The 16,588-nt window shown below is 39.4% G+C and carries 12 protein-coding genes and 1 pseudogene; 4 read left to right on the top strand and 9 right to left on the bottom strand.

Going from position 1 to position 16,588, the window contains the following annotated elements; all coding sequences use genetic code 11:
- Window positions 1–82: 82 nt before the first annotated feature.
- Complete coding sequence (locus ODU41_RS04035; RefSeq protein ID WP_024406931.1) at window positions 83–1,192, top strand: FAD-binding oxidoreductase; 1,110 nt, start codon at window positions 83–85, stop codon at window positions 1,190–1,192.
- A 306-nt stretch (window positions 1,193–1,498) separates the two neighbouring features.
- Here ODU41_RS04035 and ODU41_RS04030 read toward each other — a convergent pair whose 3' ends face one another.
- The 7 genes from ODU41_RS04030 to ODU41_RS04000 form a co-directional block, all read right to left on the bottom strand.
- Window positions 1,499–1,816, bottom strand: coding sequence for a hypothetical protein (locus tag ODU41_RS04030; RefSeq protein ID WP_172078421.1), 318 nt, complete (start codon window positions 1,814–1,816; stop codon window positions 1,499–1,501).
- Window positions 1,817–2,156: 340 nt separating this feature from the next.
- On the bottom strand, window positions 2,157–2,621 hold the full coding sequence (locus ODU41_RS04025) for a hypothetical protein (protein WP_044670284.1): 465 nt from the start codon (window positions 2,619–2,621) through the stop codon (window positions 2,157–2,159).
- Between the two features lie 408 nt (window positions 2,622–3,029).
- Entirely contained in the window at window positions 3,030–3,482 is a 453-nt protein-coding gene (locus tag ODU41_RS04020; protein ID WP_398578684.1) for a hypothetical protein, read from the bottom strand.
- Window positions 3,483–3,761: 279 nt separating this feature from the next.
- Entirely contained in the window at window positions 3,762–7,220 is a 3,459-nt protein-coding gene (locus tag ODU41_RS04015) for an IdeS/Mac family cysteine endopeptidase (protein ID WP_398578683.1), read from the bottom strand.
- A 160-nt stretch (window positions 7,221–7,380) separates the two neighbouring features.
- A complete protein-coding gene (pyk, locus tag ODU41_RS04010; protein ID WP_024385329.1) occupies window positions 7,381–8,886 on the bottom strand; it encodes a pyruvate kinase in 1,506 nt (501 codons plus the stop codon).
- A gap of 66 nt (window positions 8,887–8,952) precedes the next feature.
- Window positions 8,953–9,963 (bottom strand): 6-phosphofructokinase, encoded by a 1,011-nt coding sequence (gene pfkA, locus ODU41_RS04005; protein ID WP_024385330.1) that lies wholly within the window; start codon window positions 9,961–9,963, stop codon window positions 8,953–8,955.
- An 84-nt stretch (window positions 9,964–10,047) separates the two neighbouring features.
- Entirely contained in the window at window positions 10,048–13,158 is a 3,111-nt protein-coding gene (locus ODU41_RS04000) for a DNA polymerase III subunit alpha (protein ID WP_398578682.1), read from the bottom strand.
- A 154-nt stretch (window positions 13,159–13,312) separates the two neighbouring features.
- On the opposite strand from ODU41_RS04000, the gene ODU41_RS03995 reads away from it, so the two are divergent.
- Genes ODU41_RS03995 through ODU41_RS03985 form a run of 3 tightly spaced genes read left to right on the top strand, consistent with a single transcriptional unit; the run spans window position 13,313 to window position 15,186 of the window.
- On the top strand, window positions 13,313–13,687 hold the full coding sequence (locus tag ODU41_RS03995; protein WP_044675667.1) for a GntR family transcriptional regulator: 375 nt from the start codon (window positions 13,313–13,315) through the stop codon (window positions 13,685–13,687).
- Window positions 13,680–14,387 (top strand): ABC transporter ATP-binding protein, encoded by a 708-nt coding sequence (locus ODU41_RS03990; protein WP_024408987.1) that lies wholly within the window; start codon window positions 13,680–13,682, stop codon window positions 14,385–14,387. Before ODU41_RS03995 ends, ODU41_RS03990 begins: the two co-directional genes overlap by 8 nt.
- A 16-nt stretch (window positions 14,388–14,403) precedes the next feature.
- Window positions 14,404–15,186 carry a hypothetical protein gene (locus tag ODU41_RS03985; RefSeq protein WP_024408986.1) on the top strand — a complete coding sequence of 261 codons (783 nt, stop codon included), beginning with the start codon at window positions 14,404–14,406 and terminating at the stop codon, window positions 15,184–15,186.
- Between the two features lie 43 nt (window positions 15,187–15,229).
- On the opposite strand, the gene add is transcribed toward ODU41_RS03985, so the two are convergent.
- Together add and ODU41_RS03975 are read right to left on the bottom strand one after the other, a co-directional pair.
- Window positions 15,230–16,231 carry an adenosine deaminase gene (add, locus tag ODU41_RS03980; RefSeq protein WP_318797500.1) on the bottom strand — a complete coding sequence of 334 codons (1,002 nt, stop codon included), beginning with the start codon at window positions 16,229–16,231 and terminating at the stop codon, window positions 15,230–15,232.
- 258 nt (window positions 16,232–16,489) lie between these two features.
- Window positions 16,490–16,567 (bottom strand): annotated as a pseudogene (locus tag ODU41_RS03975) (IS200/IS605 family transposase); the annotation flags it as partial.
- Window positions 16,568–16,588 lie beyond the last annotated feature (21 nt).

The raw sequence follows: 16,588 nt of genomic DNA, 5'->3' as shown, positions 1-16,588 counted from the left end.
GAACTCCTTAATTTTTCTTATTTTCTATTGTATCATGTTGAAAAAAATAAATAAACTTCTGAATTTGTGATATAATTAACTTATGAAAAAACAAGTTATTATTATAGGTGGAGGAATTGTTGGCTCTACTGCAGCCTTTTATCTCTCCCAAGAAGAACAAGTCAATCTTACTCTCATTGATTCAGGTATTGGAACAGCCACACGAGCTGCCGCAGGTATCATCTGCCCATGGATGGCTCAGAAAAAAAATAAAGACTGGTATAAGCTGACTTCCGATGGTGCTGTTTTCTACCGCCAATTGGTAGCCGATTTGGAAAAATCGGGTGCTACTGAAATTCCATTCAAACAGACTGGAACCATCGGCCTAAAAAGTAAGCCTGAACTACTTGATAAAATACAAAAAATTGCCGAAGAACGTCGCGTAGATACTCCGACTATTGGCGAAATTACTCCGCTTATAGGCTCGGAAATTAACCAGTACCTGCCACTACTTAAACCAGACTATTTTGGTATCCATTTAGAAGGTGGTGGTCGTATTGATGGTGGGCGTTTGATTGATATTCTTCAGGAACAATTTTTGAAAAATGGTGGTACACGTATCTACGGACAAGCAAAACTGCTCGACAACCATACTGTCGAAGTAGATAATCAGGTGCTTACTGCTGACCATATTATCTTAGCCACAGGGGCCTGGTTGCCACATATTCTTGAACCTCTTGGTTATCAAGTGGATGTTCGACCACAAAAAGGACAATTGTTCGAATTAGATACAGAATTCGATACCGACAATTGGCCAGTTTGTATGCCTTACGGAGAGATTGACATCCTACCATTTGAAAATGGAAAAATCATTATTGGTGCAACTCATGAAGATGACATGGGCTACGATTTAGAACTAGACCCTGAAAAAATCCAAGCCATGCATGATAAAATAGCTGAATTCATGCCTGATTTGGCAAACTATCCTGTAGCCAGAACTCGCATTGGAACGCGCGCCTATACTTCAACTTATTCACCATTCTACGGAAATATTGAGGATATGCCTAATGTCTGGGTAGCTAGTGGTCTAGGCTCCACCGGTCTGACAAACGGTCCAATTATCGGTTGGCAAATTGCTAAAGAAATTCTCAACCAAGAAACAAACTTTGACCGTACACCATATTCTCCAAATAGATATATTCTCAAAAAATAAGATACGATACGTTTAGATTCTACTAACTCTTTAAATGTAGATACTAGGACTAGTTGTTATCTAAGCAATAAATACAATAAGCAACGGGGAACCTCGTTGCTTATTTCTATACTAGGACGCTACTGTCCTAGTTTCAAACAATTTAACATGCGACTATATCAATTACTACTCAATGAAAATCAAAAACAGACTAGGCGACGCAGATGCAGATAGAACTGAAGTTCATCAAATCAAGTCAACAACGTCTGATTTTGATTTTCGAAGAGTATAAAATACTATCTCTATATCAGATACATCATATCAGAACTAACTACGGAGTCCAGAAAAGTGATTTATGAGAGCTAAAACCTCTGTACTACTACCAAATTCGACTAGCGATAAGTATTTTGCTTTCTGACGTGGAGACAAATCACTCTTATTGATGAGACTAGCAGCCTCCGCTTTTTGCGAAGCAAGACATACGTCTTTTTCATCTAGTAGTACTTTCCGCTGAATATCAGTCAGATTTTGATGATGTAAAACATCATCACGTGAACAGATTGCTTGCGCCGAAGCAGAAGCCATAGGAAAAGCTAAGCCTCCAGCAAGGGCTAGACCCAAAACTGCTTTACCGAGTTTATTCATATTATTACCTCTCTTCAAATATAACATAAGATTTGATAAAATTATTACCTTTGTGGTGCGCATCACAAATTTTTTCTTTTGTAATAACTAGAATACTTCTATCTAGTATACCAGCCACTACACTATTATTATAAACAACACCCCTAAAGTCACCGTCAACTTTTTCTGATTTTAATCTATTATATGATTTAGCACTATAAACTACAAATTCTCCTATCCTCAAGATTGGTTGAATATGAAAAGACTGAACCTGAGTCCAGTCTTCCGCTATTTCTGATATCGTTGCTTTACAAAAACAATCTATTAAAAAGGTTTATTTCGACAAATTTTAAATATTATCTTAACGAACAAAACTACGAAGGAAACTTGATTCTAATTTGAATGATTTACTCTCTACAATATGCTTGTGTGTTCCGTGAGGAATTTTGCTAATAATTTCAACATGGAAATCTTCTGAGCCAACCAAATCCTCATCTGTCAAATTAGCGACATAGGAGCCTGATTCTGTGCGTACAAGTGGAATAATGTTGTATTCACCTAAAACAAAATAAACATCTGGTGCTTCTACATAAGGTGTTTTTAGAAAAACTTCTACTTGTGCACCTGGAACACCAGTTTGTTGTGTCAATTTTACATTCACAAATGAATTGCGAGTGTAATTGGCTGTTTCTCTTGTCTTATATTTTACGTAAGTATTTGATTCAGCTGTATTAGCGCTAACAACAGGAGCAAGCGCTGTAAGACCTGTACTCATGCAGGCTACTGAAAGCATGGCAAAATTCTTCATTTTCTTTGAAAAGTTCATAACATTTTCTCCAATTTCTATTATATTATATTCATATTACCCAAACTCAAACTATAAAATGGCAATATGACAGTACTACCCGACCGGGATTATTGCTTTAGATCGTAACAAATTTTTTGAATGCATTCGATTGATCGTTACAAGATAATCTTAATTGAAATCTCCGTATGTCGCAACAGATTTTCCCGATTTTTTATCTGTTTTTCATGAGTTTTTATGACGGCCCTTAGATAATTCCCTAATATCCACAGCTCTGAGATTATGAGAAACGGTAGTGGTAAAGAAGACGACTGGACAAAAATAGATGTTGACGCGAATAAAAAGCGAGGCTGGATTTTATGCCCAGCCTCGTTTCCATTAACAATCATATTAAAATGAGCTAATTTTTAACAAATTTTAAACCTTATCCTAGCGACGGAAACTTGGGTCCAATTCGAATGATTTATTCTCTACAATGTTCTTCGCTGAACCGTAAGGAATTTTGCTAATAATCTCAATGCGGAATTTCTTTGCACCTTTTAAATCTGCATCCGTCAAATTAGCTGCATAGTCTCCAGATGGTGTTTGATCGAGTGGGATAACATAGTTTTCACCCAAAATAAAGTAAACATCTGGTGCTTCTGCATATTTTTGTTTTAGTTTTACATCTACTCGTGCACCTGGAATACCTGTTTTTTGTGACAATGTCACATCCACAGCTGAGCTGCGACGGTAAGTAACTGTTTCTTTTGTATTATATTTTACATAAGTATTTGGTTCAGATGTATTGGCGCTAACAACAGGAGCAAGCGCTGTAAGACCTGTACTCATGCAGGCTACTGAAAGCATGGCGAAATTCTTTACTTTTTTTGAAAAGTTCATAACGTTGTCTCCAATTTCTATTATCTTGTGTTCATATCGCTTAAACTCAAACTATAAAATAGCAATATGATGAACTAATCCGACTGGAATAGTTTCTTTCATCCGTAACAATTTTTTTTGAATGCATTCGATTGATTGTTACAAGATAATTGTAATTGAACTTCCCACTTATAGCAATGGATTTTCCCAGCTTTTTATCTATTTTTCATGAGTCTTAATATACTTCCGAAGTAAATTTTACAATAGATAATCGCTGATTATTCACTCTCTAAACCTCGATTATTGCTTTTTTCTTGCTTTTTTTAATAGGCCCCAAACACTACCAAGTAAGAGAGTTAATAGGCTAACTCCAATAATCTGCCCAGAAGCATTTGTACCTGGTTTTGAAGATTGTTCCACACTTAAAACTTGCTTTGTATCCGTTTTGGAGTGAAGAGCCGGATTCTGACCATATTCCCTCATATTATTTGAGGATTGAGAGGTGCTTCCTACAATTGCCACAGATCCAACCATCTCAAATAGCTCGGTTTCTTTGCGTTCTTCATCCATTTCTCTTCTGAACATCTGAGGCTCTCTCTCTGGAACTTCTGGCAATACAATCTCCTGAGAACTCATATCCATTTTAACACTGTCCAATGATTTGGATTTAGGGACCAAGATTTTTTCTTTACTCTCCAAATCATTCATCAATGTATTCGGTTGAATCACCTTTGTTTCTGTTAAGATTGAAGACCTATCTGCTTCAGCCAAGACGCTTTCTGTCGTTACTTCTGTCAGAAATTCAACCTGAGGAGCATTCGACTCATTAGTAACCCCCTCAGAATCCACTTTTAATGCGGAAGAAACTCCGCCATCTACAAACTTGTGTTTTTCAGAAATAGTAGATGATGTAGCTACTGATTCGACCACACGAATTGCTGAATGCCCAGGTAAAACTGGAATATCCTCAGCAACAGGAACTAAAGTTGTTTCAGTTTGGATGACTGTTTCACTTTCTGCACTAGCTGGTTCGTCGAGAGATGCTTCAACTACTGGAGCAGAGATGGTTTCTGGCAATGCAACAGGAGGAATAGCTGTTTCTCCTACCTCCACAGAGACTTCTGGTTGAACGGGAATAGCTGACCTGTCTGGAGACGAAATCGGGGCTGGTTGGGTGACTGGTTCGCTTTCTGAACCAGCTGGTTCGTCGAGAGAGGCTTGGACAGTTGTGGTTTTAGAGGTAGCTGGTTGTTCAGTAGCGGTCGTCGCAACTTGATCTTCTTCCTGGGAAGCGACTTCTGTGACTTCTGGTTGAACGGGAATAGCTGACCTATCTGGAGACGAAATTGGGGCTGGTTCGTCGAGAGAGGATTCGACTACTGGGGCAGAGAACGTTTCGGGCAATACCACAGGTGAAATATCAGTTTCTACTACCTCCACAGAGACTTCTGTGACTTCTGGTTGAACGGGAATAGCTGACCTGTCTGGAGACGAAATTGGGGCTGGTTGGATGACCGTTTCACTTTCTGCACTAGCTGGTTCATCGAGAGAGGCTTCGACTACTGGGGCAGAGAACGTTTCGGGCAATGCAACAGGAGGAATAGCTGTTTCTCCTACCTCCACAGCGACTTCTGGGACTTCTGGTTGAACGGGAATAGCTGACCTGTCTGGAGACGAAATCGAGGCTGGTTGGAAGACTGGTTCGCTTTCTGAACCAGCTGGTTCGTCGAGAGAGGCTTGGACAGTTGTGGTTTTAGAGGTGGCTGGTTGTTCAGTAGCGGTCGTCGCAACTTGATCTTCTTCTTTTACATTTACCCCCTCTATGCCTATGGGACCTGATAGAAGTTCTGACCTCTGATTCTCAACTGTTTCTGATTCAAGAAGTTCTTCCACAGGGACTACCTCATCATTTTTCACAGCATCTTGATCAACTACTACTGGTAGATCGCTCCCCTCTACTTGAGTTTCCTCCCCTAAAGCTATAGTTGACTGGCTCTGATTTTCATTAGTAGCTAACTGTTCATCATGTACTGGTCCACCAACGGCTGCTACAGGCAATATCGCCTGTTCGTCTACTGGTAAGACGGGTTGATTGATACTATCTACAACAAGGGCAACATCCCCTTTTTCTTCTTTCCCATCTGCAGAGCAGATTTCTGGAGATAGCTGAGAATTTTCATCTGCATTGGGCGGAAGCTCGCCTGCTGGCAACTCCGCTGTCAGAGATTCTCCAACTGCTGACATAGGGAAGTCTAAACTTTTTAAACTATCCTCTAACGCAACATTAAGTAGCTCGGAGCTTTCTGCTTTTTGAATAGCTAACACACCTTGATCATATAGCCTATCTAACTTTTCAAGATATGTTACACGTCCCGATTCTGATAATTCAGATTGTCCTTGAATAGACAGAACCAACGCCTTCTTTGTATCAGCTAGTATCTGACTAGCTATTTCTTTGGCTTTTGCGAGCGGATTGAAATATTCTTCCCATAAGTCTTGACCAAGACGAATCGTATGAACATAATCCAAAAGCGCTCCAGCTGAATTATTTTTCACATGATTATTCAAACGTGGATTTCCAGAAGCGTCACGAGTGATTCCCATACGCTTCAAACCAATTTGTTCTTGTTGATCATCAGAATCAGTGATATAGACAGCCCTAATCTTACCTTGATTATCGTACTCAGCACCCCATACCGTCACAATATGCGTTGCATAGCCTAATGTTCTATAAGTTAGACCGAGTAATCCTTTGCTCTCCAAAACAGTTCGAACATCCTCACCAAAACGCTCATAGCTGCCACTGAAAATACGATTTGTCAGTTTTTTCTCTTTGAAAACGTCGTAGAAAAAGCCACCCCTACTATCTGGTACTAACTGGCTATCTTCCAGATTGACACCACCCTGTACCTTAGGTTTATATCCATTAATAAACAAGTCAACTAAGGCATCTGACACAAAACCATTTGTACGATAACCGTAGTAAGTTTTGAACATATCAAAGACTCGACTATTTTGCTGATCCTGGAACGAATCAATATAGCGACGTAGGTCCGTTATTGCATAGTTTTCCCCAACATTTACTGTACTATTTTTTTCCTTGAGATATCGCTCAACATAGGAACTATTCTGTTCCAACCACCAATGTACCATGTTGGAAGACACGGCCGCAAAACATAGGTTAAGGTCAATAAATGAAGCATTGAGACTTTTATTGGTATCATAATAGCCTTTTCCTGCCTTAAATGGCGCTGTATAGTTTAAATAGTCTCCATACTTTTCCTTTACAAAACCACCGCTTTGTTCCATTGCAGGAGGGGTAATTCCATGAGCCCATATAATTTGTCGTTGCTCGCCACTCTCCGTTTGATAACTGGTCTGATTCAAAATTTCTTTTGTCTCAGCAACCTCTATCTGATTTTGCTCACTCGTCTTAACTTCTGTATCATTTCTAGAAACTACATTCTCGGTCCCTCCGTCAACTTTCATCTCTACCGCTATTTCTCCTTCAGCGATAACAGGTGATGGGATGTTGTCTGCTATTTCCTCTACAATTTCAAGATTAGAACCATCTAGGGATTCATTTTTTTCTGATTCAATAGATGCCTCATCCTTGACTCGTGATTCTTCAATTATTTCATTCACTCCTGTAACAACTGTATCTGCAGCAACAGTGGATGTATGAATAGCACATAGCAAAGAGACTGAGACCAAGCCAACCGCTGATTTTCTCAAAGAAAATCGTTCTTGAATGTTCATCTTTCCTCCGTTTATCATCAAAAATTTGAATAAACTATTCTATTTACGACTTATTTTTATTTCCACATCCCCCAAGAAAATATTTATAAACAAGCGTTTGAAAGAAATTCATAGTCTATTTCCATAATCACGACAAAAAGGTCCAAGAGGACCTTTTTGATTATTTTACTGTACGAACACGCATAGTGTTTGTTGAACCTGCAACACCTACAGGCACACCAGCAACGATAATAATATCATCACCTGCTTCAACAAGACCTTGCTCTTTGGCAATACGTTCAGCCAAATCAAACATATCGTCAGTTGAATCTGGACGTTTTGTTACAACTGGGATAACACCCCAGTTAAGCATCAATGATTTTTGTACTTTCTCAGTAAATGTTACTGCCAAGATGTCAGCATCTGGACGGTATTTAGAGATTGAACGAGCTGAGTAACCAGTTTCAGTAACTGTTACAACCAACTTGATGTTCATTGAGTGACAAGCGTCTTTTACTGCAGATGCAATAACTTCTGTTTTAGATGCACGGTTAAAGTGATCAGAGTTCAAACGACCATATTCGTTAAGAAGAGTTTGTGCGTTTTTAGCAATAGTTGCCATTGTACGAACTGATTCAACTGGATATTTACCGTTTGCAGACTCACCTGAAAGCATTGTTGCGTCAGTACCGTCGATAACTGCGTTGAATACGTCTGATACTTCTGAACGAGTTGCACGTGGTTTTTCAGTCATTGTTTCCAACATGTTTGTTGCTGTGATAACTGCTTTACCAGCTGCATTCACTTTAGTGATAATCATTTTTTGGTAAACTGGAACCATTTCAAATGGTACTTCGATACCCATGTCACCACGAGCAATCATGATACCATCTGCTGCTTCGATGATTTCGTCGATGTTGTCGATACCTTGTTGGTTTTCGATTTTCGCAAACAATTGAACGTGATCGTTACCAGTTTCTTTACAGATGTTACGAACAACTTCTACATCTTTTGCAGTACGTACAAATGAGATGGCAATGAAGTTCAAACCTTGCTCAAGACCGAATCGGATATCTGCGTTATCACGCTCTGCAAGAGCTGGGAAAGGAATTTTAGTGTAAGGAATGTTCACACCTTTTTGTTTTGCGATAACGCCATCGTTTTCAACCAAAACAACAAATTCACGGTTTACAGCATCTTTTTCAACAACAGTCAAGCCAAGTTTACCGTCGTCAACAAGGATTTGTTTACCAACTTCAACATCGTCAAAGACATCCAAACCACCTGCAACGTTCAAAGCAATCACTTCTTTGGTAGATTTGATACCTTGTTTTGTAGCAACACGCAATTTGTCACCAGTTGTATATGCATATTCTTTTGCATCATCTTCAAACAATTCTGTACGGATTTCTGGACCTTTTGTATCCAACAAGAAACCTACTTTTTTGCCAGCGATTTCTTCTGCACGACGAACTGTTGCCATACGGTCACCTTGCTCTTGGTGGTCACCGTGTGAGAAGTTGAAACGGAAAACATTAGCGCCTTCTGTAATCAAAGCAGCGATTTTCTGTGCTGATGCCTCAACATCCAATTTTTCACCCCAGTAACCATCGTCACCGAATTTTTTACCACCGCGGATTTCTACCGCTGGACCAAGGGTTGCAACAATTTTAACACGTTTGTTCATCTTAACAAAACTCCTTTTATTTCAATGGTCTTATGACCCTTAATTAACACTTTAAAACAACGATGCCTAGATTGACAAATTACGGTTCAAATCAGCCAATTCCAAATCTGCTTTATGCGGATTATTAACCACAATCTTACCGTCAGCAGTCAAGCTGAACAATGCACCTTCTTCTGCAGTTCCAAGAATTGGATTTTCAACCATTTGCTCGTTACGGATACCTACTGCAAGACCTCCACGGCCTTCTTTAAGCAATTTAACGGCATGAGCACCCATACGAGAAGCGAGTACACGATCACGCGCTGTTGGAGAACCACCACGTTGGATATGACCAAGTTCTGTCACACGAAGATCACTTGTATCGCCTGCTGCTTTCAATTCTTCAGCAAACTGTGCAGCTGGCATAACACCTTCAGCCAAAACAATGATGCTATGTTTCTTACCATTGTCGTAGCCCGCTTTAATACGGTCAACAACATCGTTGATATTGAAGTCTTCTTCTGGAACAACAATAACATCTGCACCAGAAGCAATACCAGCCCAAAGAGCGATATCACCTGCATGACGTCCCATTACTTCAATGACGAAAGTACGACGGTGACTTGATGAAGTGTCGCGGATTTTATCAATCGCATCCATAGCAGTTGTTACAGCTGTATCAAAACCGATTGTAAAATCTGTACCCACGATATCATTATCAATTGTACCAGGTACACCAATAGCTGGGAAACCATGCTCTGTCAAGCGCATCGCTCCGTGGTAAGAACCATCACCACCGATAACAACTACACCTTCGATACCATGTTTTTTCAATTGCTCAATCCCTTTAAGTTGCCCTTCTAATTTGGCAAATTCTGGATAACGAGCTGAACCAAGGAATGTTCCTCCACGTGAAATAACATCACCTACAGAACGTGCAGACAATTCATGGATATCACCCGCAACCATACCTGCGTAACCTTCGTTGATTCCATAAACTTCCATTCCTTCTGAAATTGCTTGGCGAACAACTGCACGAATAGCAGCGTTCATACCAGGGGCATCACCACCACTGGTCAAAACAGCAATACGTTTCATTCGTTAATGCTCCTTTAACTTTTCATTTTAACTGCCCTATTATAACATACTTAACCTAAACTTGCTTGACTTTTTGCTATTTTTTTATCGAAAAATCGTTTTCATAACAAATTCACTTAACTCTTCTTCTAATTGAGGCGTTTTCATAACCATGTGATGCTCAGCCTGAATTGTCTGATTACTATCTTGATAATGAAGTACTACTGGAATGCTTCCTCTATATTTATCCAAAATACGAGCAACGGCATAATCGTGTTCTCGATTTTCCAAAAGAATCCAAAATTTCTCCAAACTGACAGGCTCTAATTTTTCTAGAACCAATTGCAACTGTCCATCGCGCTCTTGCACTCTACCTGTGATGTAGCCCATTTCCCCTTCTTCCAAAATAGAAGCATATTGGCGATAAGATTCTGGGAAAAGAGTCACGTCAAGCGTCCCCTTGGTATCTGTCACTCGAAGAAATGCCATCTGCTCCCCAGTCTTTTTGGTACGAATCAATCGAATAGCTTGAATCTGCACAAGAACGGTCGCTCGATTGCCAACCGCTAAATCTGCCAAATCTGTAAAACTACGCTTAGACTCTCGACAAATAGTGACTAAAGGATGCGGACTAATACCAACACCTAGCAATTCCTGCTCTAGCATAAATTTTTCGCTGTCACTGTAATCTTCTACATCTGTCCAACTATAACTCTCCTCTGCAAAAAATGTACCAATCGCCTCTGCAAAGACAAAGAGATTGTCTAGATTTTCAATAATCTTTTTACGATTGGCGTCAAAATCATCAAATAAACCAATCTGAATAAGAGGGATCAGTAAATCTTTTTTCTTGAAATTATCTGGCAAGCGCAAAATAAAATCTTCTACAGACTTATAGGGACGATGATCCAATATCCATAAAGCTAAATCTTTAGGCAAACCTTTTAGTGTTTTTAATCCTAGGTAAACCTTACTTTTATCAAACTTATCGTGATAAGGAATATTGTTAATCGTGAGTCGAGCCACCTCAAAGTCAAACTGCATCGCATCTTCAATATAAGCACTGCTAGAATGATTGAGCATGACATCAAAAAAGACATCCGTATAGTGACTCTTGAAATAAGCCATTTGAAAGGCTAAGGCTGAATAAGCATAGGCGTGGCTACGGTTAAAACCATATCCAGCGAACTTAGCCATCATGCCAAATATTTCCCTTGCATTCTCTTCAGCATGTCCGTTTTTCAGTGCTCCCTGTAAAAATTCCGCTTCCATTGCCTGCATTTCTTGGGCATTCTTTTTAGACATCGCCCTGCGGAGTAAATCCGCCTTTCCAAGCGTAAAGCCTGCATAGACCTGTGCAATCTGCATGACCTGTTCCTGATAAAGCATGATACCATAAGTCGGTTGTAAAATAGGTGCAATGGTTGGGTCCAACAAATCAACTGTCTCTTGTCCATGCTTGCGTTTTACAAAGTTATCCGAATAATCACTAGCCCCCGGTCTATTCAAACTCGTTGTTGCAACTATATCTTCAAATCGACCAGGTTTGACCCTTCGAAGCAGGCTAATCGCACTAGGCTGTTCAAATTGAAAAATTCCCTTAGTCCGACCAGCAGCAAAAAGTTCCAAGGTTTTCTTGTCTTCTAAATCTATCTTGGCAATATCAATTTCCTGCTGATAACGTTCACGTACCCCTTCTGCCATTTTTTGTACAAAGGTCAGATTTCGTAAGCCAAGGAAATCCATCTTCAACAGACCATTCTCCTCAACAGCATGTGCATCATATTGGGTTACCAGCATGTCATCCCCTATTTTAAGAGGGATGGTATCTGTCAAATCCTCATCACTCATCACTATCCCTGCCGCATGGATAGAAGTCTGTCGGGGTTGCCCTTCAATTTGTTGAGCAATCGCAAAAGCTTTTTGGTACTCTATCTTACTATTGATAATCTGACGAAAAGCGGCATTTCGCTGATAGGCAGAAGTAAGACTATCTCTAAATGAAATTTTCTTGGTAATATTACTTAACTCATATTCAGGTGTTCCGAAACGCTTAAATACATCACGAATGGCCTGCTTAGCTCCAAATGTCGAGTAGGTTACAATTTGAGCAGCATGGGTTGAACCATAACGATCTCGTACATAACGAATAAAATCTGCTCGATGAATATCTGGAATATCAATATCAATATCGGGCATTGAATAACGTTCAGCATTGAGAAAGCGTTCAAAGAGAAGATTATGCTTAACTGGATCAATACCTGTGATATTTAAGGCGTAGGCAACTAGGCTTCCAACAGCTGAACCACGCCCCATTCCCATGTAGTACCCTTGGCTACGTCCAAAACGAAGTAGGTCCCATACAATCAAGAAATAATCATCAAATCCCATTTGATGAATAATGGATAATTCCTTTTCCAAGCGTTCCTTATACAGTGAATTAGTCAAGCCCTTCTCTTCTAATCCTTGATAGGAGCGCTCGTATAATTCTTCCACTGCAGGTCTGTCACGATTAAAACGCGGCAATTTTAAATCTGTATTTAATTGATAAGAAATCCCTGCAACCAAGTCACGTAAATTATCAACTGCTTGCGGAAACCGATTCGAAAATAGATTGGTTAAGCTATCAGCCGATAAAAGCTTTTGTCGACTATCTATATCTGCAACTTGATTAAGTGGAATATTATCTCGAATAGCATGGAGAACCTGTAGACTTTCCAATTGTTCCTCTTCAAAAAAACGAACCGTATGAATCGGGAGTATTGCTTGCTTAAAGTCTTGAACTGGTGTGTCAACCGTCACTCCGATATAATAGTTAACACCTAACTCAAGGTGCTCAATGCCAGAAAAATAAGGAACAACCACTGCTATGTCGACTAAATATTGACGAATGGTTTCAAAATCATCTTGCCCTGTCATCTTAGCAGTCGAAATTTTCAATAGATTGCGATAACCTCTGGTTGTCAGAGCAATCAATTGAGTAGTGACGTCCTGCTCCCCTCCCTGTAATTTCCAGTCCAGTTCACAACCAATAATTGGTTGAAGCCCCATTTTGTTACAGGATTCCATAAAACTATAGGCTGCATAAAGACTGTTTTTATCCATTATCCCCAATGCGTGATAACCAAGCTCTTTAGCCCTGCCTACATAATTTTCTATCGTCACCATGCTATCCATAAAGGTATAAACTGTCTTTGTATCTAATTGTGCCAGCATGGTATTCTCCTTTTTATGTTTCTTCTATTATATCAAATATTTATCCAAAAATATTTTTTAAAAATTCAAAACATTTCCCTTGCTAATTTATATGATTTATTGTATTATTAATATAAGACATACACACGGGTGTCATCCTAGAAAGGAAACGATTATGGCTTGGAAATTTGATAATAACATCCCCATCTATATTCAAATCAGCAATACTATTAAATTGCAGATTGTGACCAATCAATTAAAATCTGGAGATAAACTTCCCACTGTTCGTGACTTAGCCGACATTGCTGGTGTCAATCCAAATACCGTTCAGCGCGCTTTGTCTGATTTAGAAACAGAAGGATTTGTTTACTCAGTACGCACAACAGGCCGTTTTGTAACGGATAATCAGGAATTGATTACACAAACTCGCCTACATTTAGCACAAAAGGAACTCGAGAATTTTGTGAACAATATGTTAGATTTGGGGTTCAAACACGACGACCTCACTGGCCAGTTAGATGATTATTTGAAAGGAGTCACTTATGAATAACGCATATACTTTGGTTGAGCTACAACAAGTTTCAAAATCTTATGGTGGCGCTGTCGCCCTAAATAATGTCAATTTGAAGCTGACTGCTGGAAAAATCATAGGACTTTTGGGACCAAATGGTTCGGGTAAAACGACCATGATTAAATTGATCAACGGTCTGTTGCAACCAGAATATGGTCAAGTATTGATCAATGGTCGTACCCCATCGCCAGAAACCAAGGCAATTGTGTCTTATCTCCCAGATACGACTTATCTCGATGAGCATATGAAAGTGCTCGAAGCAATTACATTTTTTGAAGATTTTTACGTTGATTTTGATAAGGAGCGTGCTCTCCATCTTTTACAAGATTTGGGCATTGATTTAAACAGTCGTATGAAACATCTCTCTAAGGGGAATAAGGAAAAAGTCCAACTCATTCTGGTGATGAGTCGTCAAGCGCAGCTGTATGTTTTAGATGAGCCAATTGGTGGTGTTGACCCTGCCGCTCGAGACTACATTTTAAAAACCATCGTCAACAACTACTCTCCGACTGCCTCTGTTATTATCTCTACTCACTTAATTTCAGATGTCGAGCAAATTTTGGACGAGGTTATTTTCCTACACTACGGAAGTGTTATTCGCCATGGAAATGTAGATGACTTGCGAATTGAAAGCGGAGAATCTATTGATGAACTCTTCCGCCAAGATTTTAAGGCTTAGTTAGAAGGAGATTGCTATGTTTAAAAAATTATTGAAATACGAATTTCAATCCGTAGGTAAATGGTATTTGGGAATTTATATTGCAGCTCTAGCCCTATCAGCAGTACTTGGTTTTTGGCTACAAGCATTGACCCTCCGTGCACAGGCTGGTAATACTGAACCTGGTGGTGGAGAGATGGTCTTATTGGGAACCTCCTTTATGACTTTCGGAGTTTTGATTGCGGCACTCTTCCTATCAACATTTGTCCTAGTCATCAATCGTTTTAGAAAAAATGTTTATGGCCGACAAGGTTATCTCACTATGACCTTGCCCGTATCTAGCCATCAAATCATCTTAAGCAAACTGCTTGCATCTATTGTTTGGTATGTCTTGGCAGGGATTACTTGTTTACTTTCAATCGGAATCATCCTTGCAGTCATTCTAGTAGCAAGCGAAGAGGCTATTATGCCAGAAATACAAACTTTTGTTCAAGATATCGACTGGACAGTTCTATTCAGTCAGATTGTCTATTATTTAATTGAAATTACTACTGGTATCCTTTTGATCTACTTCTCTATATCTGTCGGTCAATTATTCAAGGATCATCGCTTCCTCTTTGCAATCTTGACGTATATCGGCATTCTCATCGTTACTGGAGTATTTAGCACTTTCTTTGTCCTAAGCAACCTAGTAACAACTTATTCTACACCATTTTCTCTCTATCCAAGTCCAGTCTTAGCATTAGTCAATATTATCCTAGCTTTTGCTTACTACTTTGGAACCCACTTCATTATGACAAAGAAATTAAATCTACAATAAAAAGCTCTTTACTGGTCTAATCGACTGGTATAGAGCTTTTTTCTTAATACTGTTGGTCTAGGAGTTCCAACAAAACTTTCTTTTCTTCTTCGCTGGCAAAACTTGCCTGAATTGCGTTTTGATTGAAGCGATAAAAATCAGCCTTGCTAGTCCCAAAATATTCTACAAATAATTGATATTCTCTATTAAGTGTAGTATTAGAAACTGTACGATTATCTGTGTTGATTGTGATGTTTGCTCCTGCCTCAACTAGCTCATGATATGGAAAATACTCAATCGAATCAGCTGCACCAGTTTGAAGATTCGATGTTAGGCACATTTCAAGTGTTGCTCCGCTATTGACAAAAGCTTGGATAGCTTCAGGATTGCGAGTAAGTGCTGTGCCATGACCAATCCTTCTAATCCCAAGTTCAAGAGCTTGAATCACATTGGTCACACATCCACATTCTCCGGCATGGAAAGTCATGGGATAACCTAGTGCCTGAGTAAATTGAATAATATCCCGAAGTTCTTCCGTAGGATAGTCTGCTTCATTTCCTGCGAAATCAAATCCCACAAGTCCTTTTGGTGCCAAATCAGCAATAGCCGAAAAAAGTTCCTTCGTTTGATTCGGTTTCGTTTGCTTTAAACCACAAACCAAAAGTTTAGCAACCACTCCAAAATCTTCCTGCCCCCTGTTTAGTCCAACTAAAACTGCTGAAACCGCTTCTAAAATAGTCAAGTCTTGATCCGTCGACAGTTCTGGTGCAAAACGAACCTCAATGTAAATGATCTTATCTCTTGCAGCTTGTCGTACAAGATTATAGGCTGCCAATTCTAAAGCTGATGCAGTTTGTAAGAGTGGGCGAACAAAATCAAATAACTTTAAATAAGCCATTAAACTATCAACTTTTCCATGAACACTAACTAATTTTCTTAATGCTTCATCTTCTGCAGGAACAGTGATTTTAGCCATCTGTGCCAATTGTCGAATGACTCCGAGGGACAATGAGCCATCCAAATGACAATGCAACTCTGTTTTGACCAATTCATTTACATTCAACACTGTTAACACAACCTCCGTCTGGTATATTGTTAACTATCATATCATATTTTTGAAGAAAAACAAGAATTTTACCATAAAACCTGAACTTTCACTTGTTTTCAGTTGTATCATTCACAGACAGTCATAACCACCCGTGAAAACGGGTGGCTTGTACACCGGCTATAAGCCGTTTCTCTCCAGCGACGTCTAAAGACGTTCGCTGAACTTCGTTCAGGTTAGTGCTATAATTACTTGACTAATGCCCGTAACAACGGGCTTTTATCTTGTTCTAAAACTGCCATCTGAAAATGGATCTTCATACTCTTTGACGCTCAATTTATCAAGTGCAATGTCATTGAACAACTAATCTCCCAGATT

It is taken from the genome of Streptococcus sp. 2022WUSS083 (assembly GCF_044427155.1).
In the GTDB taxonomy this organism is placed as follows: Bacteria; Bacillota; Bacilli; order Lactobacillales; family Streptococcaceae; genus Streptococcus; species Streptococcus hashimotonensis.
This window is presented reverse-complemented; position numbering and strand designations above follow the sequence as displayed.